The sequence below is a fragment of the Variovorax sp. V118 genome (genome assembly GCF_041154445.1).
GTDB classification, from domain to species: domain Bacteria; phylum Pseudomonadota; class Gammaproteobacteria; order Burkholderiales; family Burkholderiaceae_C; genus Variovorax; species Variovorax boronicumulans.
The window spans coordinates 4,037,857-4,062,848 of sequence record NZ_AP028663.1 but is presented as its reverse complement, the minus strand read 5'-3'; the positions used below and the strand labels follow the sequence as shown (position 1 = coordinate 4,062,848).

Here is a 24,992-nt window from a genome sequence, read left to right as displayed (position 1 = left end):
TGAAGAGAGCGTTGCGCGTATAGCACTCATACGCGCAGGGCAATTCCCGCCGTCCGGGGCTGGATTACCCTCCGAATCCACGATGAAAAAAGCCTACCGCGCCTCCCTCCTGCGATTCGACGCCGCCGGCCTGCCCGTCTTCGATGAAGACGGCCTGCTGGTCGTCGCCCCCGACAGCACCGGCCGCCAGCGCGTGCTCGACGCCGGCAGCCATGCCGACGTGTCGCAGCGCCATGCCGGCGCACACACCACCCACCTGCCGGGCCGCATCCTGGCGCCGGGCTTCGTGGACATGCACGTGCATTACCCGCAGACCGACATCATCGGCGCGCCCGCCGCCGGCCTGCTGCCCTGGCTCGAGAACTACACCTTCCCGGCCGAAAGCAAGTTCGCCGACCCCGCGCACTCGCGCGTGGTGGCCGACGTGTTCTTCGACGAGCTGCTGCGCAACGGCGTGACCACCTCGCTGACCTTCGCGACCTCGCACGTCGCCTCGGTCGACGCCTTCTTCGAGAGCGCGCAGCGCCGCCAGCTGCGCATGATCACCGGCAAGGTGCTGCAGGACCGCAACTCGCCCGACGGCGTGCGCGACGACACCGAGCAGAGCCTGCTCGACACCGAGGCGCTGATCCGCAAGTGGCACAACGTCGACCGCCTGGGCTACGCCATCACACCGCGCTTTGCGCCCACCAGCACCGACGCGCAGATGCGCGGTGCCGGCGAGCTGGCCGCGCAGTACGGCGACACCTGGATCCAGTCGCACGTGGCCGAGAACCGCGACGAGGTGAAGTGGGCGCGCGAGCTGTACCCCAAGTCGCGCTCGTACCTCGACGTGTACGCCGACTTCGGCCTGCTGCGCGAGCGCGCGGTGTACGCCCACTGCATCTACCTGGACGACACCGACCGCGCGCTCATGCACGAGACCAAGACGGCCGCCGCCGTGAGCCCCACGAGCAACCTGTTCCTGGGCAGCGGCTTCTTCGACTTCGGCGCGGCCGACCGCCTCGAGCAGCCCTACGGCCTGGCCAGCGACGTGGGCGGCGGCACCAGCTTCAGCCCCTTCCACACCATGCTGGCCGCGTATTACGTCGGTCGCGAGGGCCAGACCAAGACCGGCCTGAGCATCGCGCCTTCGCGGCTGTGGTGGCACCACACCGGCGGCGCCGCGCGCTCGCTGGGGCTGGGCGGCGTGGTCGGCAACCTGCAGCCGGGCTGCGAGGCCGACTTCCTGGTGCTCAACCCGTCCGCCACGCCGCTCCTGGCGCGCAAGACCTCGCTGGCCAACAACCTCGAAGAGCTGCTGTTCGCGATGATCGTGCTGGGCGACGACCGGCTGGTCGAGCGCACGGTGATTTCGCAGGCGGGCTGAGCGGCGCCTGCGGGGGGAGGGCGCGCAGGGCGCCCATGCCACAATTCGGCCCCGATTTCCCCCGCAGCAGCATCAGCGAGCGCATATGAGCATCAAGAGCGACAAATGGATCCGGCGCATGGCCGAGAACGAAGGAATGATCGATCCCTTCGAACCGGGCCAGGTGCGCGAGAACGACGGCCACAAGATCATCAGCTACGGCACCTCGAGCTACGGCTACGACATCCGGTGCGCGCCCGAGTTCAAGGTCTTCACCAACATCCACAGCACGGTGGTCGACCCGAAAAACTTCGACGAGAAGAGCTTCGTCGACATGCACGGCGACTACTGCATCATCCCGCCCAACAGCTTCGCGCTGGCGCGCACGGTGGAGTACTTCCGCATCCCGCGCAACGTGCTGACCATCTGCCTGGGCAAGAGCACTTACGCGCGCTGCGGCATCATCGTCAACGTGACCCCGTTCGAGCCCGAGTGGGAAGGCTACGTGACGCTGGAGTTCAGCAACACCACGCCGCTGCCCGCCAAGATCTACGCGGGCGAGGGCTGCGCCCAGGTGCTGTTCTTCGAGAGCGACGAGGTCTGCGAGACCAGCTACAAGGACCGCGGCGGCAAGTACCAGGGCCAGCGCGGCGTCACGCTGCCCAAGACCTGACAGCCTGATACAGGCATCCTGACCGCCGGTTACGTTCCGGGCGGCCGGGCCAAGTACCATCCTGCGACGTTCCGGCAAATACGCCGTTCAGCAAGCCGGCAAGGAGACTGCGATGAGATGGGAAGGCAACGAACAATCCGACAACGTCGAAGACCGCCGTGACGGCGGGGGTGGCGGCGGAGGCGGTGGCTTCATCGGCGGGCGCGGCATCGGCATCGGCACCATCGCGGTCGCGCTCATCGCCGGCTGGATCTTCGGCATCAACCCGCTCACCGTGCTGAGCCTGCTCAGCGGGGGCGGCGACCCGGTCCAGGTGCAGCAACAGCAACAAGGCCCCGCGCCCAAGCCGCCCACCGGCGATCGCGAGGCGGCCTTCGTCTCCACCGTGCTGAAGAACACCGAGGTGGTCTGGACCGATCTCTTCCGCAAGAGCGGCGGCAGCTACCAGGCGCCCCGGCTCGTGCTGTTCCGCGGCGCCACGCCCACGGCCTGCGGCACCGGTCAATCGGCCATGGGGCCGTTCTACTGCCCGGGCGACAAGAAGGTCTACATCGACCTGGCGTTCTACGACACCCTCAAGAACCAGCTCGGCGCACCGGGCGAGTTTGCGCAGGCGTACGTCATCGCGCACGAGGTCGGCCACCACGTGCAGGACGAACTGGGCATCACCGCCAAGGTCGACGGCATGCGCGGGCGCCTGAGCCAGTCGCAGAACAACGCCATCAGCGTGCGCGTCGAGCTGCAGGCCGACTGCTTCGCGGGCGTGTGGGCGCACCACTCGCAGGAGTCGAAGAAGTGGCTCGACCCGGGCGACATCGAGGCCGCCATGAACGCCGCACAGAAGATCGGCGACGACGCCCTGCAGCGTTCCGCAGGCCGCGCCGTGGTGCCCGACAGCTTCACCCACGGCTCCAGTGCACAGCGCCAACGCTGGTTCGGCACGGGCTATCAGACGGGTGAAATGAAGTCCTGCGACACCTTCAACGCGCGCAATCTGTAAAGATTGTCTCCCGAGAGCCCCGGATTCATTGGGGGTTTTGCTATTGAATAAATAGCAATTCGGCCTGCGCGGATGTTGTCGTTTCGTTGTCACTGCCGTTTTTTGCGGCAGTGCGACAATAGAAGGCTCAATGACAATGTCCTTCTCCAATCTATCGCTGGCAGAACCGCTGGCCCGCGCCGTGGCCGAAATGGGCTACGAGACCATGACGCCCATCCAGGCACAGGCCATTCCGGTCGTGCTTTCAGGCCAGGACGTGATGGGCGCCGCGCAGACCGGCACCGGCAAGACGGCGGCGTTCTCGCTGCCCTTGCTGCAGCGCATGCTCAAGCACGAAAACGCCTCCACCTCGCCCGCGCGGCATCCGGTGCGTGCGCTGGTGCTGCTGCCCACGCGCGAGCTGGCCGACCAGGTCGCGCAACAGGTCAAGCTGTACGCCAAGTACACCAACCTGCGCAGCACCGTCGTGTTCGGCGGCATCGACATGAAGCCCCAGACGCTGGAGCTGAAGAAGGGCGTCGAAGTGCTCGTGGCCACGCCGGGCCGGCTGCTCGATCACATCGAGGCCAAGAACGCGGTGCTCAACCAGGTCGAATACGTCGTGCTCGACGAGGCCGACCGCATGCTCGACATCGGCTTCCTGCCCGACCTGCAGCGCATCCTGAGCTACCTGCCCAAGCAGCGCACCACGCTGCTGTTCTCGGCCACCTTCTCGCCCGAGATCAAGCGGCTGGCCAGCAGCTACCTGCAGAACCCGGTCACCATCGAAGTGGCGCGGCCGAATGAAACGGCCTCCACCGTCGAACAGCACTTCTACAGCGTCTCTGACGACGACAAGCGCCGTGCGCTCAAGCAGATCGTCAAGCAGCGCGGCATTACGCAGGCCTTCGTGTTCGTCAACAGCAAGCTCGGCTGCGCGCGCCTCGCACGCTCGCTGGAGCGCGACGGTCTGCGTACCACCGCACTGCACGGCGACAAGAGCCAGGACGAACGCCTGAAGGCGCTCGCCTCGTTCAAGGCCGGCGAAGTCGACCTGCTGGTGTGCACCGACGTCGCGGCCCGCGGCCTCGACATCAAGGACGTGCCCGCCGTCTTCAACTTCGACATCCCGTTCAACGCCGAAGACTACGTGCACCGCATCGGCCGCACGGGCCGTGCCGGCGCCTCGGGCCTGGCCGTGAGCTTCGCCAGCGGCGGCAACGATGCGCGCCTGGTGGCCGACATCGAGAAGCTGATCAAGAAGAAGATCGAGCTCGAACCCGTCGAGTTCGAAGAAGACCGCCCGCGTGGCCGCATCAACGACGGACGCCGCCACTGGCGTGAAGAAGGCGAAGCCGGCGACGCACGCGACGTGCTCGACCAGCCGCGCGAACGCCGCGAAGCCGACACCCGCCGCAGCATGAGCGGTGGCGGTCGCCCGCACCGTGCGCCGTCCGCGCCGCGCGATCCGTTCTTCGACAAGCCCTACGAATCCGGCGAGCGCGAAGCCGCGCCGGCCTGGGAAGCGTCGGCCAAGGCCGCGCCCGCACGCGGCATCTCGAGCAACATCAAGAGCAAGCGCAAGGTCGCGGCACTGTTCAAGGCGGCCGAGCCGGGTTGAGCCGGGGCTGCGCGACAGCGAAAGTCAAAAAAGCCGGGCATGCCCGGCTTTTTTTCGTCTGCGCTGCGCGCGCTCAGGCCACGCGAAAGTGATGCGTGCCGTCGCGCCCGAGCTGCTCCACCAGCCCGAACTCCCAGTCCAGGTAGGCCTGCATGGCTTCTGCGGGCGCGTCGGTGCCTTCGTAGGGCCGGCGGTAGCGGTCGGTGCGGGCCGTGGCCAGGCGCGTCTCGCCGGTCTCGGCCGGCAGCCCGGCGGCGAACCAGGCGGTGTTGCCGCCCGCGAGCACCTGCACCTCCACCTCGCGCTGGCCGCGTGCGTCGAGCAGGGCGCGCAGGTCGGCCGCGGCGTAGCGCGCGAGCAGGCTGCTGCCGCAGGTCAGCACGTAGCGCGGCGCGGACGGAAGGGCCTGGCGGTCGATTGCCTGCGCCAGCTGCGCGCGGATCGCGTACCAGGCGCCGGGAATGTGGCGCTTCACGTAGTTGGCGCTCGTGGTCACGTCGATCACGGCGGTGGCGGGCTGTTGCTTCAGCAACTCGGCCAAGGCTTGGGGCGCGATCTCGGTGACCGTGACGGCGACGGGCGGGTAGGTCGCGGTCGGCGTGCCGGTCTCGCTGTGCGCGGCGGCCGGTGGAACCGCATCGAGCACGTACACCTCCCAGCCCATCTGCGCGAGCCATGAGGCGCTCATCGACGCGCGCACGCCGTCGTCGTCGGCCAGCACGATGCGGGCGCCGCGCACCGGCACCTGGTGGTCGGTTTCCTGCACCAGCTGCCCGCCGGGCGCGCTCGCGAAGCCGGGCAGGTGGCCGGCGGTGTATTCCTCGGGCGTGCGCACGTCGAAGCGGTACACGGTGCGGCCCGGGGCTTCGAGCGTGTGGAGCGCATCGAGGGCGACGCGGCGCACGCCCGCGGCATCGGCCACGCGGCGTGCGTCGGCTTGCGCCTGCGCGCGGTTCGCGTCCGACACCGCAGCCGGTGCCTGCCGGCCGGCGCCGTGGTCGAGCACCTGGCCCGCGAGCTTCCAGCCGATGGTGCCGTTGCGCAGCGCCGCGACCGGGTTCGGGATGCCCGCGTTCACGAGCGACTGCGTGCCGATGATGCTGCGCGTGCGGCCTGCGCAGTTCACGATCACGCGCGTGGCCGGGTCGGGCGCGAGCTCGCGCACGCGCAGCACCAGCTCCGCGCCGGGCACGCTGGTGGCCGAGGGGATGCTCATGGTCTGGTATTCGTCGAAGCGGCGCGCGTCGAGCACGACCACGTCGGCGCGGCTGTCGATGAGCGCCTTCACCTCGGGCGCCGACAGCGACGGCGTGTGCCGCTCGTGCTCGACCAGTTCGCCGAAGGACTTGCTCGGCACGTTCACGTCGTGGAACAACTCGCCGCCCGCCACGCGCCAGCCTTCGAGGCCGCCATCGAGCAGGTGCACGTTGGTGTAGCCGAGCGCGGCGAAGGTGCGTGCCGCCAGCGGCGCCAGATCGACACCGTCGTGCGCGCCGTACAGCACGATGAAGGTGTCGCGCCGGGGAATGCGCCGCCACGCCTCGATCTCGATGCGCGACAGCGGCAGGTTGGCGGCCCACAGCGGGTGCTCTTGTGCGAACGGGTCTTCCTCGCGCAGGTCGAGCAGCGCGGTCTCCTCGCGCGCGATCAAGCGTTCGCGCAGCGCGGCGAAGGGCAGCAGGGGAAAGGAGGCGGTCGTTGTCGTCGTCATGCGGCAGTGTTTCGGAGTTCGGCGGAGCGGTCCCACAGGTTGGGCAGCAGCGTGTTGGAGTAGCCGGAGACGAAGGGCTTGCGCCCGCCTTCGGCCGGGTAGGTGTGGCGGCGCACGGCGCCGATGTTGGCGCCGTACACGTGGATGCTGATCGACACGCGGTCGGCGTGCGCGTTGTGCACGCGGTGCAGGTCGCCCACGGTGGGCGACACGGCCTCGACATGGCCCGCGTCGAGCCGCACCGGCGCGCCCTGGGGCCGCGCGGTGCCGTCGGCGTCGAGTGCGTAAGGCTGGCTGTACTCGGCGCCGCGCAGCATGCCGATGAGGCCCCACACCGTGTGGTCGTGGATCGGCGTGGCCTGGCCCGGTCCCCAGACGAAGCTCACGACCGAGAAGCGCTCGGTGCTGTCGGCATGCAGCAAGAACTGCTGGTAGTAGGTCGGGTCGGCCACGGCGAAGGCGTCGGGCAGCCAGTCGTCGCGCGCCACCAGCGTGCGCAGCAGCGCGCCGCCTTCGGACAGGATGCGCGGCTCGTCGGGCCGACTGTCGAGCAGCCGGCCGAAGGCGCCGACGAAATCGCGCAGCGGAGCAATCATGCGGGGCGTTTCCAGAGTTGGGTGTCGGTGATCGCGCGCACATCCACGCGTGTGGGAAGGATACCGTCACGCGCCGAACGGTCGGCCACAGTTTGCAGCGCGGCGATGTCGGCCTCGCTCACGGGCCGCCCCGCCACCGAGGCGCGCGCCGTGATGAGGCGCGCCGACGCGATCGGCAGCCGCGTGAGCTGGCTGTAGGCCTGCGCATAGGCCTCGGGGTTGGCCAGCGCCCAGTCGCCCGCGCGGGCGAGCCGCTCGAGGAACTGCACGATGGCCGTGCGCCGGGCCGGGTCGGCCAACGAATGCTCGCTCGCGGTGATGAAGCCCAGCGCCGTGTTGATGCCGCGCCCGTCGCGCAGGATGCGCCCGCCCTGCTGCAGCGCGATCGCGTAGTAGGGGTCGAAGATGGCCCAGGCGTCGATCTGCTTCGACGCGAACGCGGCGGCCGCGTCCGTGGGCAGCACGAACTTCACCGTGACCTCGTCGCGCCGCACGCCGGCCTCTTCGAGCGCGCCGTAGAGCTGGTACTGCGAGATGCTGCCGCGCGCCGACGAGACGACCACCGTCTGGCCGCGCAGGTCGGCCACGCGGCGCAGCGGCGAGTCGGGCTGCACCACGATGCCCAGCGACTCGGCCTTGCCCACGCGCGTGGCGACGATCTTCAGCGGCGTCTTGCCGACGGCCGCCGCGAGCACCGGCAGGTCGCCGGCCATCGCTGTGTCGACGGCGGCGCTGCGCTGCGCCTCGAACAGCGGCGCGGCGCCCTGGAAGTTGGCCCAGCGGTAGGCAAAGGGCGCGTCGTCGAGGGCTTTGGAGGCCTCGAACAGCGAGCGCAGGCCGCCGGCCTGGTCGCCGAGCACCAGCGTGGCCTGGGGTTGTGCCACCGCGCGCACCGGGCCGGCCACGGCCAGCGACAGCGCGGCGCCTTGTGCGAGCCAGGTGCGGCGAGAAATTGGCAGCGCGCTCATGCGGCACCTCCCGATGCCTGCAACGCCCGCTGGCCCGCCGCGACCAGGATCGCGTCGTTCTGCGGCGTGTGGATGCGGCTGCACAGCACGTCGCGGTAGTGGCGTTCGAGCGGGTTCTGGCGCGTGAGGCCGTGGTTGCCGCTCAGCTGCAGCGCCAGCTCGACCACGCGGATGGCGTGCGTGGTCACGGTGTGCTTGAGCAGGCCGCTGTCGGTGGCGGGCGGCGTGTGGCCGCTGTCGACCGCGGCAGCGGCGTCGTCGAGCAGCACGCGGTTGGTGCGCAGCAGCGCCTCGATCTCGCCGACTTGCTCCTGCACGCGCGGCAGGCTGGCCAGCGGCGCGCCCAGGCTGCCGGGCGCGCGCCGGTTCAAAAAGTCGACCAGCCAGTCGCGCGCGGCGCGCGCCACGGCGTCGTAGAGGCTGCCCAGCAGCACGACCATCCAGGCCTGCTGCGCCGCATGGGCGTCGATGTCGGTCTGGCTGCCGGCGCCGGGCGCCCAGTCGGCGGGCGCGCGCAGGTCGACGGCGTGGTCGGCGGCAATGGCGACGTCCTCGAACACCACCTCGTGGCTGCCCGAGGCGCGCAGGCCCAGGTGGTCCCAGCTCGCGATCACGCGGAGGCCGGGCGCGTCGCGCGGCACCAGGAACACGCCGGTGCGCGGCGCGGCCTCGTCGGTGCGTGCCCAGACCGCCAGCCACGACAGGCCCTCGATGCCGGTCGTGTAGAGCTTGTGGCCGTCGATGCGCCAGCCCTCGGGCGTGCGCCGCGCCACGGTGCCGGGCAGGCCGCCGCGCGCGGGCGAGCCCAGCGCGGGCTCCACGCGCAGCGCGTTGATGAGCGCGCCATGCGCCACCGCGTCGCGCGCCACGCGCTCGCGCAGGTGCGCGGGCCAGCGGCTCTCACGGCGTGCGAGCGCCTGGTGCTGCAGGTAGGTCATGGTGAGGATCAGCGCGGTGGCGGGCTCGCCGCGCGCCACCGCCGCGATCACGCGGCGCGCCGTGGCCAGCGTGGCGCCACCACCACCGTATGCGGCAGGTGCGACGAGGCCGATCAGTCCGTGCGCCTGCAGCGCCTCGAAGTTCTGGCGCGGAAAGGCGCCGCTGCGGTCGTGGTCGGCCGCCGTGGACGCGAACTGGTCCGACAGGCGGGCCAGCACGGCGGGGTCGACGGAGGGCGGGGTGTCTGTGTCGGGAACGGCCGGCGCGCGGCGCAAGGGGAGTGCACTCATGGTGCCCGCACGGTAAAGGCCCGCTGCCAGTGCGCGAAGGATGCATCGCGCATATCCAAATTCGTTTTTCTGCGTTCGTTTTCGGGGGCGCTCTCGGTACGGTCTCGCTTCTCCTCGTGAGTGAGTGAAGAAGAAAGAACACAAGGCATGACACCCGATTTCCCGCTGGACCGACGCCGCCTGCTGCAGGCCGCCGCCGCATGGGGCGTGGCGGCTTCGGGCGTGGCGCAGGCCGCCGCGCCCTCGCGCGACCTGTCGGGCGTGACCCTGCGCGTGGGCACCTACAAGGGCCTGTGGCGGCCGCTGCTCACGGCCTCGGGCCAGGCCGACACGCCCTACAAGATCGACTGGCGCGAGCTCAACAACGGCGTGCTGCACATCGAGGCCATCAACGGCGACGCGCTCGACCTGGGCTCGGGCAGCGAGATCCCGCCCGTATTCGCGGCTCGGCAGAAGTCGAGCGTGCGGCTCGTGGCCGTGACGCACGAAGACCTCAACAACCAGGCCACGCTGGCACGCAAAGATGCGCCGATCCGCAGCATCGCCGACCTCAAGGGCAAGCGCGTGGGCTACGTGCGCGCCACCACCTCGCACTACTACCTGGCCAAGCAGCTGGCCGAAGCGGGCCTGTCGTTCGCCGACATCCAGCCCGTGAGCCTCACGCCGGCCGACGGCCTCTCGGCCTTTGCGCGCGGCGACCTCGATGCCTGGGCCATCTATGGCTACAACGGTCAGCTCGCGCGCACCCAGTACGGCGCGCGCACGCTCAAGACCGGCGTGGGCTACCTGTCGGGCAACTTCCCCATCTACGCCAACCCGCGCGCGCTCGACGACACGCTGCGCCGCGCGGCGCTGGGCGACCTGCTGCAGCGCCTGCAGCGCGCGTTCGCCTGGATCAACGGCAACTTCCTGGCCTACGCCCGCGCGCAGTCGGCCGAGACGCGCGTGCCCGTGGGCGACCTGGTCGAGCTGTTCAACGGCCGCAGCGGCGACTACAGCCTGGGCCCGGTGACCGACGCCGTGGTGCGCAGCCACCAGGACGTGGCCGACACCTTCCAGAAGATCGGCGTGCTCGACGGCCCGGCCGACGTGAAGCCCCTGTGGGACCGCCGTTTCGAAAACCTGCTGCGGCTTCCCGCCGCCTGACCCCTTCATTCCATCCGCATCCACGAGGACACCATGAGCCAGAACGACGTTGAATTCATCGGCATGATCCAGGGCCAGAAGGTCTCGGAGATCCACGCCGCCAAGGGCCCGGCCATCGACCGCGACTACGTGCGCGCCTTCGCGCAGGCGCACGAGAACGCCGGCTTCGACCGCGTGCTGGTGCCGCACCATTCCACCAGCCCCGATGCCACGCTCACCGTGGCCTACGCGGCCTCGGTGACCGAGCGCATCCACTTCATGCTCGCGCACCGCCCGGGCTTCGTGGCGCCCACGCTCGCGGCGCGCCAGTTCGCTTCGCTCGACCAGTTCAGCGGCGGCCGGCTCGGCGTGCACTACATCTCGGGCGGCTCCGACGAAGAGCAGAAGCGCGACGGCGACTGGCTCGACCATGACCAGCGCTACGCCCGCACCGACGAATACCTCGAGGTGCTGCACAAGGTGTGGACGGCCGAGAAGCCCTTCGACCACGAAGGCGCGCACTACCGTTTCCAGAACGCGTTCTCCGAAGTGAAGCCGCTGCAGACGCGCCACGGCAAGCCGCACGTGCCCGTGTACTTCGGCGGCGCGTCGGAGGCCGCGATTCCGGTCGCGGGCAAGTACGCCGACGTGTACGCGCTGTGGGGCGAGTCGCTCGACCAGGCGCGCGAGCTCACGACACGCGTGCGCGCCGAAGCCGCCAAGCACGGGCGCAGCGTGCGCTTCTCGGTGTCGTTCCGCCCGATCCTGGCGGACACCGAAGAGGCCGCATGGGCGCGCGCCGAGAACATCCTGGCCGAGACGAAACGCCTGCGCGTGGTGCAGGGCTACAACCGCGGCGGGCCGCAGCAGAGCGAAGGTGCCAAGCGCCTGCTGGCCGCGGCCGAGAAGGGCTCGCGCCTGGACAAGCGCCTGTGGACCGCGGTCGCGCAGGAGATCGGCGGGCGCTCCAACAGCACCGCGCTGGTCGGCACGCCCGAGCAGGTCGCCGATGCGCTGCTCGACTACTACGACCTCGGCGTGACCACCTTCCTGATCCGCGGCTTCGATCCGCTCGAAGACGCGACGGACTACGGCCGCGCGCTGATTCCGCGCACGCGCGAACTCGTCGCGCAGCGCCTGCAGTCGCAGCGCAAGGCGGCCTGAGCCATGAGCGCCGTCCTGTCCATCGACCGCAGCGCGGCCCAGCCGCTGAAGCTGCACGCGAACCCGCAGCAGAAGCACTGGTTCGACCCCATCCCGCCGCGCCCCACCGTGCAGGCCGAGCGCCGCCACCGGCAGGAGCGCCTGGCGGGCGCCTTCCGCCTGTTCGCGCGCTTCGGCTTCGCGCAGGGCCTGGCGGGCCACATCACGGCGCGCGATCCCGAGCTGACCGACCACTTCTGGGTCAACCCGCTGGGCGTGCACTTCTCGCGCATCAAGGTGTCCGACCTGCTGCTGGTCAATTCGAAAGGCGAGACCGTCGTCGGCGACCGGCCGCTCAACAAGGCCGCCTTCGCCATCCACGCCGCGATCCACGAGCACAACCCGAACATCGTGGCCGCCGCCCACACGCACTCGACCTACGGCAAGGCCTGGTCCACGCTGGGCCGCAAGCTCGACACGCTCACGCAGGACGCCTGCGTGTTCCACGACGACGTGGCGCTGTTCGACGACTTCACCGGCATGGTGGTCGACACCAGCGAGGGCGATCGCATCGCCCGCGCGCTGGGCGACAAGAAGGGCGCCATCCTCAAGAACCACGGCATCCTGACGGCCGGCCCCACTGTGGAGGCCGCCGCGTGGTGGTACATCGCGCTGGACAACGCCTGCCACACGCAGCTGCTGGCCGAGGCGGCCGGCACGCCGCAGCCGATCGACGAGGCCACCGCGCGCCACACGCACGGCCAGATCGGCGGGCCCGAAGGCGCCATCCATTCCTTCGACAGCCTGTACGACGGCCTGGTCGAGGCCGAACCCGAACTCCTGCTTTGACGATGACGACGAACCCCCGGAGCCTTTCCCCGATGAACGCATCCCTTTCCCGCCGCAGCGTGCTGCGCACCGGCGCCGCCGCCGCCGTGGTCGCCTCGGGCGGCCTCATCGCCTCGCAGGCCTTCTCGCAGCAGGCGCGCAAGCTCACCTTCGCCTGGAACGCTGCGGCCTTCTGCCTCTCGCCCGTGGTGGTGGCGCAGGAGCGCGGCTATTTCGAGCGCAACGGCCTGCAGGTGGACCTCATCAACTACACGGGCTCGACCGACCAGTTGCTCGAATCGCTGGCCACCGCCAAGGCCGACGCGGCCGTGGGCATGATCCATCGCTGGCTCAAGCCGCTCGAATCGGGCTTCGACGTGAAGATCGTCGGCAGCTCGCACGGCGGCTGCGTGCGCCTGGTGGGCGCCAAGGACGCGGGCGCCACCAGCCTGGCCAGCCTCAAGGGCAAGATCATCGGCGTGTCGGACATCGCGAGCCCGGGCAAGAACTTCTTCTCGATCCTCCTCGCGAAGAACGGCATCGACGCCGACCGCGACGTGACCTGGCGCCAGTACCCGGCCGACCTGCTCGACATCGCGGTGAAGAAGGGCGAGATCCACGCCATTGCCGACGGCGATCCGAACGTGTACCTGATCGAGAAGCGCAACCAGGGCACCTTCGTCGAGCTCGCGAGCAATCTCTCGGGCGAGTACAAGGACAAGGTCTGCTGCATCGTCGGTGCGCGCGGCGAGCTGGTGCGCAAGGACAAGGCCACTGTCGCCTCGCTGGTGCGCGCCATCGCGCAGGCCTCCGACTACGTGGCCGAGAACCCGAACGAATCGGCCAAGCTCTTCGCCAAGTACTCGCCCAAGGTTCCGGTCGAAGACCTGCGCGCGCTGCTGGGCACGCTCACGCACAACCACCACCCGCTGGGCCGCAAGCTGCGCGACGAGGTGGAGTTCTACGCGCGCGACTTCCGCGGCGTCGGCGTGCTCAAGAAGACCACCGACCCGGTGCGCTTCGCGGAGCACGTGTCCTTCGATCCGTTGGCATGAGCGCCGTCATCGACCGGGTGCTCGAGGCACCGCCACCGGCGCCGGGCAGTTGGCGCCGCCCCGGCATCGAGAAGGCCGCGCCGGCCGCCGTGTTCGCGCGCCCCGCCGAAGGCTTCTGGCGCACCGGCGCGCTCGCGAGCGCGGGCTGGATCGCGCTGGGCCTGCTCACCGTCTACTGGCCCAACAAGGCCGTGGGCTTCAGCGATTGGGCCTATACCGACGAATTCGGTATTGCGGCGATTGCCATCGGTGCGCTGCTGCTGCTCGTGGCGCTGCTCGGCACGCGCGCGGGCCGCGTGGCGCGCACGTTGCGCCCCGCCGGGCCGTGGCTGGTGGCGCTGCCCGTGTTGTTCGCCCTCTGGGAGATCGCGACGGCCAAGCTCGCGTTGCTGCCCACGCCGTTCTTCGCGCCGCCGCAGAGCCTCATCGAGACCTACATCGACGACTGGCGCCGCCTCGGCGAAAGCCTGGCGCATTCGGCGCGGCTGCTTGCCCACGGCTTCGTGCTGGGTGCGCTGGCGGGCTTTCTCACGGGCGTGACCATCGGTTGGTCGCGCATCGCGGGCTACTGGGTGCATCCGGTGCTGCGCTTCGTGGGGCCGGTGCCGGCCTCGGCGCTGCTGCCGCTGGCGTTCTTCTTCTTTCCATCGAGCTACGCGGCGGCCGTGTTCCTCATCGCGCTGGCCACGGGCTTTCCGGTCGCGGTGCTCACCTGGTCGGGCGTGGCGGGCGTCAACCGCAACTACTACGACGTGGCGCGCACCATGGGCGCGAGCGAGCGCTTCCTGGTGTTGCGCGTGGCGATTCCCGCCGCGCTGCCGCAGGTGTTCGTGGGGCTGTTCATGGGGCTGGGCGCCGCGTTCTCGGTGCTGGTGACGGCCGAGATGATGGGCGTGAAGGCCGGGCTGGGCTTCTACCTGTCGTGGGCGCAGGGCTGGGCTTCGTACTCGAACATGTATGCCGCGCTGATCGTGATGGCGCTGCTGTGCTCGGGCCTGATCACGCTGCTGTTCAAGGTGCGCGACCGCGTGCTGTCGTGGCAGAAGGGGACCGTGAAATGGTAGCCACCGTTGAACCCCATGTGCGCCAGGCCGGCGCGCAGATCGACATCCACGGCGTGAGCCACTGGTTCGACGTGCCGGCGGGTCCGCTGCAGGTGCTCGACGACATCGACCTCACGGTCAAGCCCGGCGAGTTCGTCGCGCTGCTCGGGCCGAGCGGCTGCGGCAAGTCGACGCTGCTGCGCCTCGTGGCCGGGCTGGAGCCCGCCACGGCCGGTCGCATCACGCAGGACGGCGCACCCATCACGCGGCCCGACCCGTCGCGCATCGTCGTTTTTCAAGACCCGACGCTCTACCCCTGGCGCAGCGTGTGGGACAACGTGGCGCTCGGCCTGCAGGCGCGCGGCGTGCTCAAGGCGCAGCGCGGGCGCGTCGACGAAGCGCTGAAGCTCGTGGGCCTCACCGACTTCGCCAAAGCCTTTCCGCACCAGCTCTCGGGCGGCATGGCGCAGCGCGTGGCGCTGGCGCGTGCGCTGGTCAACGACCCGCAACTGCTGGTGCTCGACGAGCCGCTGGGCAAGCTCGACTCGCTCACGCGCATCGCGATGCAGAGCGAGCTGGTCAACCTGTGGCAGCGCGCGGGCTTCTCGGCGCTGCTGGTGACGCACGACGTGGAAGAGGCGCTGTTCCTCGCCAACCGCGTGATCGTGCTGAGCGACCGGCCGGCGCGCATCGCGGCGGAGCTCGTGGTCGATTTGCCGTACCCGCGCCATCGCGGCCATGCGCGTCTTGCCGAACTTCGTCACGAGGCGCTGCGCCACTTGGGGCTCGACGCCACCTGGTAGATGTAGCTCGCCCCCAGGCTGCGCGCACTTCGTGTCGCTTCGCCAACCCCCTACCGGGGGCGGGCCGGCCGCTTCGGGCGGCCGTGCGCGGCGGCCCCCTTGAACAGATATGAACGCTCTGCCGGAAGCCGACTGGCTCAATTTCCTGATTGACCTGCTCCAGGGCGCCCAACTGCAGCTGCTGCGCGTGCTCGATGCGCTCGGCCTCGTGCAAAAGGTGAACGGCCAGCCGGCGTGGCCGTGGGCGCACCGGCTGTCGGGCGAGAACCTGCTGATCGACCTGGGTCAGGCGCGCAGCCTCGCGTGGACGCTGGCGTGCGTCGGCGTCGCTTTGCTGCTGCTGTCGATCGCGTTGCTCTGGCGGCGCCCGCGCTGGTACCTGCTCGCGCTGGTGCCGATGCTGCTGATCGCCGCGCCCTGGCCCCATGCGAACGTCGTGCTCGTGCCTGCGACGCCGGCGAGCTTCCACGCGTCGCCGACCGGCTTCACGGCCACGTCGATCGCGCAAGGGCGCGTGCTCTACGCGCAGCACTGCGTGAGCTGCCACGGCACCGACGGCAAGGGCGAAGGGCCGCTGGCCGCCTCGCTGGCCGTGTGGCCGCCGAACCTCACGGGCCCGCTGCTGTGGCGCCGCGCCGATGGCGACCTGCTCTGGCGTGTGCTTCATGGCACGGCCGCCATGCCCGGCTTCGGTGGCGCGCTCGACGCGGCCGATGCCTGGGCGCTCATCGACTACATGAAGGCGCAGGGCGCGGGCCAGAGCCTGCGCGCGCAGGGCCACTGGCCGCAGCCCGTCGGCTTGCCCGACATGGCGGTGCGCTGCGGCGCGCAGGCGCCCCGGTCGCTCGCGCAGTGGCGCGGGCAGCGCGTGCGCGTCGTGGCGGGCGCGGTCGCGCCCAGCGAAGACCCGCGCCTGGTGACGGTGCAGCTGCTGCCGCCCGGGGCGAAGTCCGCAGGTGTCACCGCCGATTGCGTGGCCGATTCACCGGCCGCGTGGGAGGCGCTGGCGCTCATCGCGGGCACCGACCAGCTCGCGGGCATGCAGCTCATCGCCGACCGCGACGGCTGGCTGCGCGTGCGCGGCCAGCCGGGGCAGGCCGGCTGGTCCGACGACGACCTGCTGTGCCGCAGCGACAGCCCGCCGGCTGCCTCGGCGAAAGGCACCGTGCTGCCACCCGATGGCCTGGGCGCGCTCATCGCGCGCATGGACGCCGAGCCGGTGCGCTTCGTCAAGGGCGGCTTCATCCACTGATTTCTTTTTTCACTGCTTCCACGGAGAACGAACCCATGACCTCACACCTCGACCGACCACGCCGCCAGCTGCTTGCCGGCGGTCTTGCTGCTGCCACGACCGCCACCTTGCCCGCCTTCGTGCGTGCACAAGGCCGCCCGGTGCTCAAGGCCGGCGACCAGAAGGGCGGGCTGCGCGCGCTGCTCGAAGCGGCGGGCGGGCTCGAAGGCCTGGGCTACGACATCCAGTGGTCGGAGTTTCCCGCCGCCGCGCCGCTGGCCGAAGCGCTCAACGCGGGCGCGGTCGATTCGGGCCCGATCGGCGATGCGCCGCTGATCTTCGCGCTCGCGGCCGGCACGCGCGTCAAGGCCATCGGCGCGAACCGCTCCGACGCCTACGGCACGGCGGTGCTGGTGCGGCCCGATTCGCCGCTCAAGAGCGCGGCCGAGCTCAAGGGCAAGAGCGTCGCGACCAACCGCGGCTCCATCGGCCACTACGTCACGCTGAAGGCGATCACGGCGGCGGGCCTGAAGCCCGAGGACGTGAACCTGCGCTTCCTCGCGCCGGCCGATGCCAAGCTCGCGCTCACGCAGGGCTCGGTCGATGCCTGGGCCACCTGGGAGCCCTACACCGCGCTGGCCGAAATCAGCCGCCATGCGCGCGTGCTGGTCAGCGGGCGCGGCCTGCTGCCGGGGCTGAGCTACCTCGCCGCGACCGACGCCGCCATTGCCGCCAAGCGGCCGGTGCTGCAGGACTTTCTGCAGCGCGTGGTGAAGGCGCAGCGCTGGTCGTACCGCAACGTCGATGCGTTCTCGGCCACGCTCGCACGCATCATCGGCATTCCGCCTGAGGCGGCGAAGCTGCAGTTCGAGCGCCGCCAGCAGCAGTGGATTCCCATCGACGCGCAGGTCATCGCCGACCAGCAGGCCACGGCCGATTTCTACCGGCAGGTGGGGCTCATCAAGCAGCCGCTCGACGTGAAGGGCACGTTCGACACGGGCTTCGGCACGGCGGCCTAGAACCGCCGTTCGAGCGCCTGCACGCGGAAGTCCTGCGGCGCGATGCCGTAGGCGCGGCGAAAGGCGCGGCTGAAGTCCGAGGCGCTGCGAAAGCCGGCGCCGTAGGCGATATCGGTCACCATCACATGCGGGTAGCGCGCCAGGTCGCTCGCCGCCTGGCGCAGCCGCAGGCTGCGGATGTAGCTGCCCAGCCCGCCCTCGTGCTGGAACATGCGGTACAGCGTGGGGCGCGGCAGCTGCAGCGCAGCCAGCACGCTCTCGGGCGTGAGGTCGGCGCGGTGCAGGTGCGTCTGCACATGGCGGCGCACCCGGTCGAACATGGCGGCGCGTGCCGCCGCGCGCGCGTTGCCGTCGAAGCCGGCCTGCTTGCCGAAAGCCGACACCACCAGCTGCGCGCCCGTGCGCACCGCACTCTGCGCCGCCGCCGGCGTCATGCCGCCGATGTGGCGCGCCAGCGAGATCGCATGCCCCGCCGCCAGCCGCGCCAGCGGCGTGGTGCAGGCCAGCGTGCGCCCGTGCAGGGCCTCGGGGTCGGGGAAGCTCTCCTGCACCAGCGCGCCGGGCACGAAGAAGGTGTGGACGCGGCAGTCGTGGCGCCGCATGCGCACCGGCTGGTTCATGTCCAGCGCGAGGATCGTGGGCGTGCCGGCGGGGGCGGGCGGCGGTTCGCCCTTGCGGCGTGCACCCGGGGTGGCCCGCACCCGCAGGTCGTCGACGCCGCCTTCCTCGAACACATGGAACACGAAGTCGCGCACGCTGTCGGTCGACACGCGGGCCAGCGAGCGCTCCAGCACTAGCGTGTCGGAGCGGCATTCGGTGAAGACCAGGCCGCCCACGTCGTAGCGGTCGATCGCGGCGTGGAAGGGGCGCTCGAGCGCGTCGCGCGAGGGCAGGGCGTCCATCACATGGCCGACGCGTGCGCGCCAGGCCAGGAACTGCCGGTCGGGCGGCTCTGCGTGCACGTCGAAATGGCTGTGCGCCACGCCCGGGGGACAGAGGGGACGTTCGGGGGCCGTGGCGGCGCTGTGCGTCATAGGGCGAGGTCGGAGCGGCGCCAAGGGGCTGGAGGGTCCATGCCCGCCAAATAGTACTAACTAAGCGTTAAAAAATCACAGATTTTGCGAAATTCTCCCAAGAACTGAGACGGAAGGTCAAGGCTGTTTACAAAGCGACCTCAGGCTCGCGAGAGGCGTCCTTGCATTGCATTTCGTGGCAGAGGGACGCCGGGTTTACTTTTTCCCCTAGCGTTGATCGACCGAGCGAGCATTGACATGTCCAAAGGAAGCGCCGAGCTGCGTGCCATTTCGGAACTGGACGACGCACCGCCCTTGAGCCCCGCCGTGGCCGCGAACGCCGCGGCGCGGCTTTTTGCCCAGGCCAACCAGCTGGACCTGGCCAACCTGATGACGGCGGTCGAGCGCGGCGACGTGTGGGCAGCCGCGCGCACGGCGCGGCAGATCCTGTGCGACATCGAGGAGGCGGCCCTGGCGACGCACGGGCTCGACCGGACGCACGAAGAAACCGGCGACGAGGGCCTGCTCTCGCCGCGCGAACTCAAGGTGCTGGAGCTCGTGGCCCAGGGCTGGAGCAACCGGCGCGTGGCCGAGGCGCTGCACCGCTCCGACAGCACGGTCGCCAGCCAGATCAAGAGCATCTACCGCAAGCTGTCGGTCCATTCGCGCACGCAGGCCGTGCACGAGGCCACGCGGCGCGGGCTGCTGCGCCCCTCGGGCGCGACGCAGCGCCGGGTGATCAGCTTCCCGGGGGCCGGGCCCGCGCGCGGCTGAGCTCAGGCGGCCTTGCGCGTGCGTGCCCTGGGCGTGCCACCGGCCGGCGGCAACTGCTCGCGCAGGTAGGCCAGGAAGGTACGCACCACCTCGGGCAGCGTGCGATCGGCCAGCGTCTGCAGCTCGACCGAACGCCCGCGCATGCCGGGCTCGCGGATCTCGGCCGCCACCAGTTCGCCACGCTGCACGCGGTCGCGCACCGTGATCTCGCCCGTGATGGCCAGGCCGCCGCCCTGCAGCACAAAGTTGGCAAGGGCCTCGAAACGGTTGCTCACCAGCACGGGCTCGAACACCAGGCCGCGGTTGCTGCAGCCCACGTCGAACAGCTGGCGTACGGTGTTCTCGGGGCTGCCCAGCGCGATGGGGAAGGGGTGCATCTGCGCCAGCGTCACGCTGCGCGACTTCGCCAGCGCGTGGTCGGGCCGCATGACCACGAACACCGACGCCGGCTGGCGGTGCTCGACCCGGATGCCGCGCACCGCCGCGCGGCTGTAGGTCAGGCCGATGTCCGCCTCGCCGAGCAGCACGGCATCGCTCACCTGTGTCGGGCCGGTGGCATCGAGCCGGAAGCGCACGCCCGGGTACTGTTCGCGGAACGCCGCGATGGTGCGCGGCAGGAACTCGTTGGCGAAGCCCGAGGAACAGGCGATGCGCACCCGCCCGCTCAGCGGCCCCTGCAGCGCCTGGATGTCCGACAGCACGCGCTCGGCCTCCAGCGCGCCGCGCAGCGCGTGCGCCGCCAGCAGCTCGCCCGCGGCGCTGGGCACCATGCCGCGCGGGCGGCGCTCGAACAGCGGCGCGCCCACCAGCGTTTCGAGCGCGGCCACCTGGCGGCTGATGGCCGAGATGCTGACGTTCAGCCGCGCGGCCGCCTCGGTGAGCGAGCCCGTGCGGGCCACTTCGAGGAAGTAGCGCAGCGAGGTTTCCTGCAGGCGGCGGCTGGGCATGGGGGAGTGTGAGGTTTGCAAGGAATGCAAAGGTAGCTCAAGAAAATAGCAATTGTTGAAAAGGTGCCCGCTTTTTATGCTGCGCAGATTCCCGGTTCCCCGTCCTGCTCCCTTCTGCGCCGTCACCCATGCCCACTCCTTCCCCTCGCTTCCCTCGTGCCACCCGCCGCCTGATGGCGCTGCTCCCCACGGCCGTCCTGCTGCTGGGCCACGGCCTCGCGCAGTCGGCCGAACTCTCGCCGGCCCAGGCCGAGCGCCATGCGCAGGCCACCTACCGCGAGTACTTCGAGTTGCTGACCCTGCCCAACGACGCCACCGTGCCGGAAGACATCCGCAAGAACGTCGACTGGCTGGAGCAGGCCTTCCGCAAACGCGGCTTCACGACAAAGCAGCTGCCCAACAGCGGCAAGCCGATGCTGTATGCCGAGTTCCCGGGCAGTGACCCCGCGCGCAAGACGGTGCTGTTCTACATGCACCTCGATGGCCAGCCGGTGATCCCCGCGCAGTGGGCGCAAAAGAGCCCGTGGACGCCCGTGCTCAAGCGCAAGACAGAGAAGGGCGAATGGGAAGAGATCGACGCGGCCCCGCTCTTCAGCGGCCCGCTGGACCCCGAGTGGCGCGTGTTCGGCCGGGCCTCGGCGGACGACAAGGGCCCGATCATGATGCTGCTGGCGGCCATCGACGCGCTGAAGGCCGGCGGCGGCCAGCCGGCGGTCAACGTGAAGGTGATCCTCGACAGTGAGGAAGAAAAGGGCTCGCCGTCGATCAGCCAGGTCATGCAGGCGCACCGCGAACTCTTGCGCAGCGACGCCATCGTGATCCACGACGGCCCCATGCACGCGACCAACCGGCCCACGCTGGTGTTCGGCAACCGCGGTGCGGCCGATGCGCGGCTCACCGTGTACGGCGCCAAGGTGCCGCTGCACAGCGGGCACTACGGCAACTACGCGCCCAACCCGGCCCAGCGCCTGGCCAGCCTGCTGGCCACGATGAAGGACGACACCGGCCGCGTGACCGTGCCCGGCTACTACGACCGCGTGAAGATCGGCGAGGCCGAGCGCAAGATCATGGCCGCCGTGCCCGACGACGAGGCCGCGCTCAAGCGCCGCCTGGGCATCGCCCGCACCGACCGGGTCGGCGCCAACTACCAGGAGGCGATGCAGTACCCCTCGCTGAACGTGCGCGGCATGGCCTCGGCGGCCGTGGGCGACAAGGTGGCAAACATCGTGCCCGACAAGGCCGAGGCCGAGATGGACCTGCGCACCACGCCCGACTCCGATGCGCCCTACCTGGGCAAGCTGATCGAGGCGCACATCGTCAAGCAGGGCTACCACCTCGTGAAGGGCGCGCCGACCTACGAGGAGCGCGCCCGCTACGACAAGCTCGCGAGCTTCAGCTACCGCAGCGAGGGCGCCGACGCGGCGGGCTCGCCGATCAACTCACCGATCGGCCAGTGGGCCTACAAGGCGCTGACCGACACCTTCGGCACCACGCCCGAGCCGGTGCGCATCCGCATGATGGGCGGCACCGTGCCGACGGCGGAAATCGTGCGCGTGCTGCAGGTGCCCTTTGCGATCATTCCGCTGGTGAACGCCGACAACAACCAGCACGCGGCGAACGAGAACCTGCGCATGGGCAACTACGTGACCGGCGTGCAGACGGTCTACGCGTTGATGACGCACGGGTTCTGAGCCCCCGAACGGGGCGGGTGCTCGTCAGGCCCCCTTGCCGGGCTTCTGCGCCTGCTCGCATTCCACCTGGATCAGCTCGCGCTGGTCCAGCGTCGCGCCGAAGCGCACCGCACTGAGGCAGCCGCCCCACACGCAGCCCGTGTCGGTCGAGAGCAGGTCGGGCCGCGAGAGCCAGCCCAGCGTCGACCAGTGGCCGAAGGCGACGGTGGTCGCTGCCGTCTTGCGGCCCGGCACGTCGAACCACGGCAGGTAGCCCTCGGGGCCGGGAATGGCGCCGTCCTTGCTCTCGAACTCCATCACGCCCTCGGGCGTGCAGTAGCGCAGGCGCGTGAGCGCATTGACGATCACGCGCAGCCGCGCGTGGCCCGTGAGCGCGTCGTCCCAGTGGTCGGGCGTGTTGCCGTACATCTCGTGCAGGAAGTCGCCCAGCGCGGGCCCGCGCAGCACCGACTCGACCTCCGACGCCAGCGCCAGCGTGTCGCCCACCGTCCATTGCGGCAGCACGCCGGCATGCACCATCAGCAGGTCGCCGCCGCCGACCTGCATGTGCAGCGCCATGTGCTGCTGGCGCAGCCAGTCGAGCATCGCCGCGCTGTCAGGTGCGGCCAGCAGGCCGGCCACCGTGTCCTTGCGGCCGCCCTTGCGCACGCCGTGCGCCACGCCCAGCAGGTGCAGGTCGTGGTTGCCCAGAAGGCTGCGTGCCGAGGCGCCGTAGCCCTGCAGGCGGCGCAGCACCGCGGCCGAATCGGGGCCCCGGTTGACCAGGTCGCCGAGCACCACGAGCGTGTCGCGGCTGGGGGAGAAATCGATCTTGTCGAGCAGCCGGCCCAGGGGGGCATCGCAGCCCTGGACGTCGCCGATACAGTAAAGTGACATTCCCTCATTCTCTCCCCCTGTTCATGGATGTCTTCCTGCTGGCCTTGCTGACCACCCTCAATGCGGTGTTCGCAATGTCCGAAATGGCCCTTTCCACCAGCCGCCGCGCACGCCTCGCGGCCTTGGCCGAAACGGGGGACACCGGGGCGGAGGCCGCGCTGAAGCTGATGGAATCGCCCACGCAATTCCTCTCGACCGTGCAGATCGGCATCACCTCCATCGGCATGCTCAGCGGCATCGTGGGCGAGGCCGCCTTCGCGGCGCCGCTCGCGGTGTGGATGGAAGGCCTGGGCATGGGCGCCGGCACCTCCAGCATCGTGTCGACCGCGGTGGTGGTGACCTGCATCACCTTCTTCACCATCATCTTCGGCGAGCTGGTGCCCAAGCGCATCGGCCAGCTGTACCCCGAGCCGGTGGCGCGCTTCGTGTCGCGTCCCATGCGCGGGCTGGCCAAGGCGGCCAAGCCCTTCGTGTGGCTGCTGGCCGGCGCCACCGCCACCACGCTGAAGCTGCTGCGCATCGACGCCAACGCCGCGCGCTCGGTGACGGAAGAAGAAATCTCGGCCAGCCTCGAAGAAGGCGTGGACGCCGGCGTGATCGAGCAGCACGAGCACCAGATGGTGCGCAACGTGTTCCACCTGGACGACCGCCGCCTGTCGTCGCTCATGATCCCGCGCGCCGACATCGAATGGCTCGACGCCTCCAACACCGTGGCGCAGGCGCTGCAGAAGGTGGCGGACGCCGCGGCGCTCAATCTCGTGCATTCGTGGTACCCCGTCTGCCGCAACTCGCTGGACGACGTGGTCGGCGTGATCAGCGTGGCGCACCTGCTGCGCCTGGGTTCCGCCCATAAGGGCGTGCTCGGCCAGGAGGCCACGCCCGCCGTGTTCGTGCCCGAGACGCTCACCGGCATGGAGCTGCTCGAGCAGTTCCGCACGCGCGCCGGCCGGCTGGTGTTCGTGGTCGACGAGTACGGCGTGGTGCAGGGCCTCATGACCCCGCGCGACCTGCTCGAGGCCATCACCGGCGAGCTGCAGCCCGGCATGCAGGCCGACGCCTGGGCCCACCAGCGCGCCGACGGCATGTGGGAGCTCGATGGCCTCATGCCCGTGTCGGAACTGCGCGCGCGCCTGGGCATCCGCGAGCTGCCCGATGAAGAGCGTGGCCGCTACAACACCGTGGCCGGCCTGCTGATGTCCGTGTCGGGCCACCTGCCCGCCGTGGGCGAGCACATCGACTGCGCGGGCTGGTGCTTCGAGGTCGTGGCGCTCGAAGGGCGCCGCATCGACCGCGTGCTGGCCTCGCCGGACCCGGCCGCGCCGCAAGAAGACTGAAGAGGAGGGCGCGGCCATGCTGTCGCTGCTTGCACTGAGTTGCCCCCAATGCTCGGCCCCGCTGCCGCGCGCGGCGCGCTGGCGCACCGTCACCTGCGGCTACTGCGGCGCCACCATCACGCGCGGCACCGAGACCGTCGAGCGCGAGAGCTTTCGCGCGGCCTGGCGCCGCGCCAACGCGGCGCAGCTGTCGGACACCGGTCGCCTCCTGCAATGGCGCGGCGCGCACTACCGCGTGCTCGCGCCGCTGGGCCAGGGCGAGCACAGCGAGGTGCTGCTGGCCGAACGGCTTGGCGCCGTGCCCGAGCGCGTGACGATCAAGCTCGCGCGTGAAGAGGCCGGCAACGCGGTGTTGGCGCGCGAGGCCACCGTGCTGCAGGCGCTGCAAGCCCTGTCGGTGCCCGGCGCGGCCTACTTCACGCGGCGGCTGCCGCAGCCGCTGGGCCTGGGTGTGGCGCAAGGCCTGGGCGACGGCGAACGGCAGGCGCTCGTGCTGCGCCACCCGACCGGTTTCTGGGGCAGCCTGCAGGAGGTGCAGCAGGCCAATCCGCAAGGCATCGATGCGCGCCATGCCGTCTGGCTCTGGCGGCGCATGATCGAGGTGCTGGCCTTCGTGCACGGCGCCGGCTGGACGCACCGCGCGCTCGCGCCCGCGCATGCGCTCGTGCATCCGCGCGACCACGGTGTGCTGCTCATCGGCTGGTCGCAGGCCAGGCAGGACGTGTCGGGCGGCGCCATCGGGCGCGACCTGATGGCGTCGGCGCGCAGCGTGCGCGCGCTGCTGTCCGACAGCGCCACCTCTGCGCCGCTGGCCGCCTTGCTGCGCGAGTGCAGCGACGACGCCGTTGCCTGCGAGCGCCTGGGTGCGCAGGGCATCGAGCAGGCGCTGTCGGTCGCCTCGCGCGAGGCCTTCGGGCCGCCGCGCTTCGTTCACTTCGACCCCGCGCCGGCAGGCTAGCCGCCAGCCTTTCACTTTTCCTCACGA

At 70.4% G+C, this 24,992-nt stretch carries 23 protein-coding genes; 16 read left to right on the top strand and 7 right to left on the bottom strand.

What is annotated here, in order from left to right:
* The first annotated feature begins 82 nt into the window (after positions 1–82).
* From guaD to ACAM52_RS18885, 4 genes are all read left to right on the top strand, one after another.
* Positions 83–1,369 carry a guanine deaminase gene (guaD, locus tag ACAM52_RS18900; RefSeq protein WP_369644277.1) on the top strand — a complete coding sequence of 429 codons (1,287 nt, stop codon included), beginning with the start codon at positions 83–85 and terminating at the stop codon, positions 1,367–1,369.
* Positions 1,370–1,454: 85 nt separating this feature from the next.
* Positions 1,455–2,021: a dCTP deaminase gene (gene dcd / locus ACAM52_RS18895; RefSeq protein ID WP_062477547.1), complete on the top strand. Its 567-nt coding sequence runs from the start codon at positions 1,455–1,457 to the stop codon at positions 2,019–2,021.
* Positions 2,022–2,133: 112 nt separating this feature from the next.
* Positions 2,134–3,021: a neutral zinc metallopeptidase gene (locus tag ACAM52_RS18890; RefSeq protein WP_095946773.1), complete on the top strand. Its 888-nt coding sequence runs from the start codon at positions 2,134–2,136 to the stop codon at positions 3,019–3,021.
* Between the two features lie 130 nt (positions 3,022–3,151).
* Positions 3,152–4,621, top strand: a complete 1,470-nt coding sequence (locus tag ACAM52_RS18885) for a DEAD/DEAH box helicase (RefSeq protein ID WP_062477554.1) — start codon at positions 3,152–3,154, stop codon at positions 4,619–4,621.
* A gap of 73 nt (positions 4,622–4,694) precedes the next feature.
* Here ACAM52_RS18885 and ACAM52_RS18880 read toward each other — a convergent pair whose 3' ends face one another.
* Genes ACAM52_RS18880 through ACAM52_RS18865 form a run of 4 tightly spaced genes read right to left on the bottom strand, consistent with a single transcriptional unit; the run spans position 4,695 to position 9,125 of the window.
* On the bottom strand, positions 4,695–6,332 hold the full coding sequence (locus ACAM52_RS18880; protein ID WP_369644276.1) for a rhodanese-related sulfurtransferase: 1,638 nt from the start codon (positions 6,330–6,332) through the stop codon (positions 4,695–4,697).
* Positions 6,329–6,928 carry a cysteine dioxygenase gene (locus ACAM52_RS18875; protein WP_159277953.1) on the bottom strand — a complete coding sequence of 200 codons (600 nt, stop codon included), beginning with the start codon at positions 6,926–6,928 and terminating at the stop codon, positions 6,329–6,331. The genes ACAM52_RS18880 and ACAM52_RS18875 overlap by 4 nt, the downstream gene beginning before the upstream one ends.
* Complete coding sequence (locus ACAM52_RS18870; protein WP_369644275.1) at positions 6,925–7,896, bottom strand: ABC transporter substrate-binding protein; 972 nt, start codon at positions 7,894–7,896, stop codon at positions 6,925–6,927. Before ACAM52_RS18870 ends, ACAM52_RS18875 begins: the two co-directional genes overlap by 4 nt.
* Complete coding sequence (locus ACAM52_RS18865; protein ID WP_369644274.1) at positions 7,893–9,125, bottom strand: acyl-CoA dehydrogenase family protein; 1,233 nt, start codon at positions 9,123–9,125, stop codon at positions 7,893–7,895. Before ACAM52_RS18865 ends, ACAM52_RS18870 begins: the two co-directional genes overlap by 4 nt.
* Before the next feature lie 147 nt (positions 9,126–9,272).
* On the opposite strand from ACAM52_RS18865, the gene ACAM52_RS18860 reads away from it, so the two are divergent.
* The 8 genes from ACAM52_RS18860 to ACAM52_RS18825 all read left to right on the top strand — a co-directional run bounded on the left by ACAM52_RS18860 (position 9,273) and on the right by ACAM52_RS18825 (position 17,372).
* A complete protein-coding gene (locus ACAM52_RS18860; protein WP_369644273.1) occupies positions 9,273–10,271 on the top strand; it encodes an ABC transporter substrate-binding protein in 999 nt (332 codons plus the stop codon).
* A 33-nt stretch (positions 10,272–10,304) separates the two neighbouring features.
* A complete protein-coding gene (locus ACAM52_RS18855) occupies positions 10,305–11,414 on the top strand; it encodes an LLM class flavin-dependent oxidoreductase (protein ID WP_369644272.1) in 1,110 nt (369 codons plus the stop codon).
* A 3-nt stretch (positions 11,415–11,417) separates the two neighbouring features.
* The gene (locus ACAM52_RS18850) at positions 11,418–12,242 is read left to right on the top strand and encodes a class II aldolase/adducin family protein (protein ID WP_369644271.1); all 825 of its coding nucleotides are present in this window, start codon (positions 11,418–11,420) and stop codon (positions 12,240–12,242) included.
* A 32-nt stretch (positions 12,243–12,274) separates the two neighbouring features.
* The gene (locus ACAM52_RS18845; protein ID WP_062482528.1) at positions 12,275–13,276 is read left to right on the top strand and encodes an ABC transporter substrate-binding protein; all 1,002 of its coding nucleotides are present in this window, start codon (positions 12,275–12,277) and stop codon (positions 13,274–13,276) included.
* A complete protein-coding gene (locus tag ACAM52_RS18840) occupies positions 13,273–14,340 on the top strand; it encodes an ABC transporter permease (RefSeq protein WP_369644270.1) in 1,068 nt (355 codons plus the stop codon). The genes ACAM52_RS18845 and ACAM52_RS18840 overlap by 4 nt, the downstream gene beginning before the upstream one ends.
* The gene (locus ACAM52_RS18835) at positions 14,334–15,122 is read left to right on the top strand and encodes an ABC transporter ATP-binding protein (protein ID WP_369644269.1); all 789 of its coding nucleotides are present in this window, start codon (positions 14,334–14,336) and stop codon (positions 15,120–15,122) included. Before ACAM52_RS18840 ends, ACAM52_RS18835 begins: the two co-directional genes overlap by 7 nt.
* A gap of 109 nt (positions 15,123–15,231) precedes the next feature.
* Positions 15,232–16,374, top strand: coding sequence for a cytochrome c (locus tag ACAM52_RS18830; RefSeq protein WP_369644268.1), 1,143 nt, complete (start codon positions 15,232–15,234; stop codon positions 16,372–16,374).
* A gap of 35 nt (positions 16,375–16,409) precedes the next feature.
* Entirely contained in the window at positions 16,410–17,372 is a 963-nt protein-coding gene (locus tag ACAM52_RS18825; protein WP_369644267.1) for an ABC transporter substrate-binding protein, read from the top strand.
* On the opposite strand, the gene ACAM52_RS18820 is transcribed toward ACAM52_RS18825, so the two are convergent.
* Positions 17,369–18,406, bottom strand: coding sequence for an AraC family transcriptional regulator (locus ACAM52_RS18820; protein ID WP_095946785.1), 1,038 nt, complete (start codon positions 18,404–18,406; stop codon positions 17,369–17,371). The two genes, ACAM52_RS18825 and ACAM52_RS18820, sit on opposite strands and share 4 nt — an antisense overlap.
* A gap of 237 nt (positions 18,407–18,643) precedes the next feature.
* On the opposite strand from ACAM52_RS18820, the gene ACAM52_RS18815 reads away from it, so the two are divergent.
* Positions 18,644–19,159, top strand: a complete 516-nt coding sequence (locus tag ACAM52_RS18815) for a response regulator transcription factor (RefSeq protein ID WP_369644266.1) — start codon at positions 18,644–18,646, stop codon at positions 19,157–19,159.
* A 2-nt stretch (positions 19,160–19,161) separates the two neighbouring features.
* On the opposite strand, the gene ACAM52_RS18810 is transcribed toward ACAM52_RS18815, so the two are convergent.
* The gene (locus ACAM52_RS18810) at positions 19,162–20,106 is read right to left on the bottom strand and encodes a LysR family transcriptional regulator (RefSeq protein ID WP_369644265.1); all 945 of its coding nucleotides are present in this window, start codon (positions 20,104–20,106) and stop codon (positions 19,162–19,164) included.
* Positions 20,107–20,279: 173 nt separating this feature from the next.
* On the opposite strand from ACAM52_RS18810, the gene ACAM52_RS18805 reads away from it, so the two are divergent.
* Positions 20,280–21,797, top strand: coding sequence for a M20/M25/M40 family metallo-hydrolase (locus ACAM52_RS18805; protein ID WP_369644264.1), 1,518 nt, complete (start codon positions 20,280–20,282; stop codon positions 21,795–21,797).
* Between the two features lie 24 nt (positions 21,798–21,821).
* Here ACAM52_RS18805 and ACAM52_RS18800 read toward each other — a convergent pair whose 3' ends face one another.
* Positions 21,822–22,673 carry a symmetrical bis(5'-nucleosyl)-tetraphosphatase gene (locus tag ACAM52_RS18800; RefSeq protein WP_369644263.1) on the bottom strand — a complete coding sequence of 284 codons (852 nt, stop codon included), beginning with the start codon at positions 22,671–22,673 and terminating at the stop codon, positions 21,822–21,824.
* A gap of 23 nt (positions 22,674–22,696) precedes the next feature.
* Here ACAM52_RS18800 and ACAM52_RS18795 point away from each other — a divergent pair, with 23 nt between their 5' ends.
* Complete coding sequence (locus tag ACAM52_RS18795) at positions 22,697–24,007, top strand: hemolysin family protein (protein ID WP_062481886.1); 1,311 nt, start codon at positions 22,697–22,699, stop codon at positions 24,005–24,007.
* Positions 24,008–24,023: 16 nt separating this feature from the next.
* Positions 24,024–24,965: a protein kinase family protein gene (locus ACAM52_RS18790; protein WP_369644262.1), complete on the top strand. Its 942-nt coding sequence runs from the start codon at positions 24,024–24,026 to the stop codon at positions 24,963–24,965.
* The last annotated feature ends 27 nt before the right edge of the window (positions 24,966–24,992 follow it).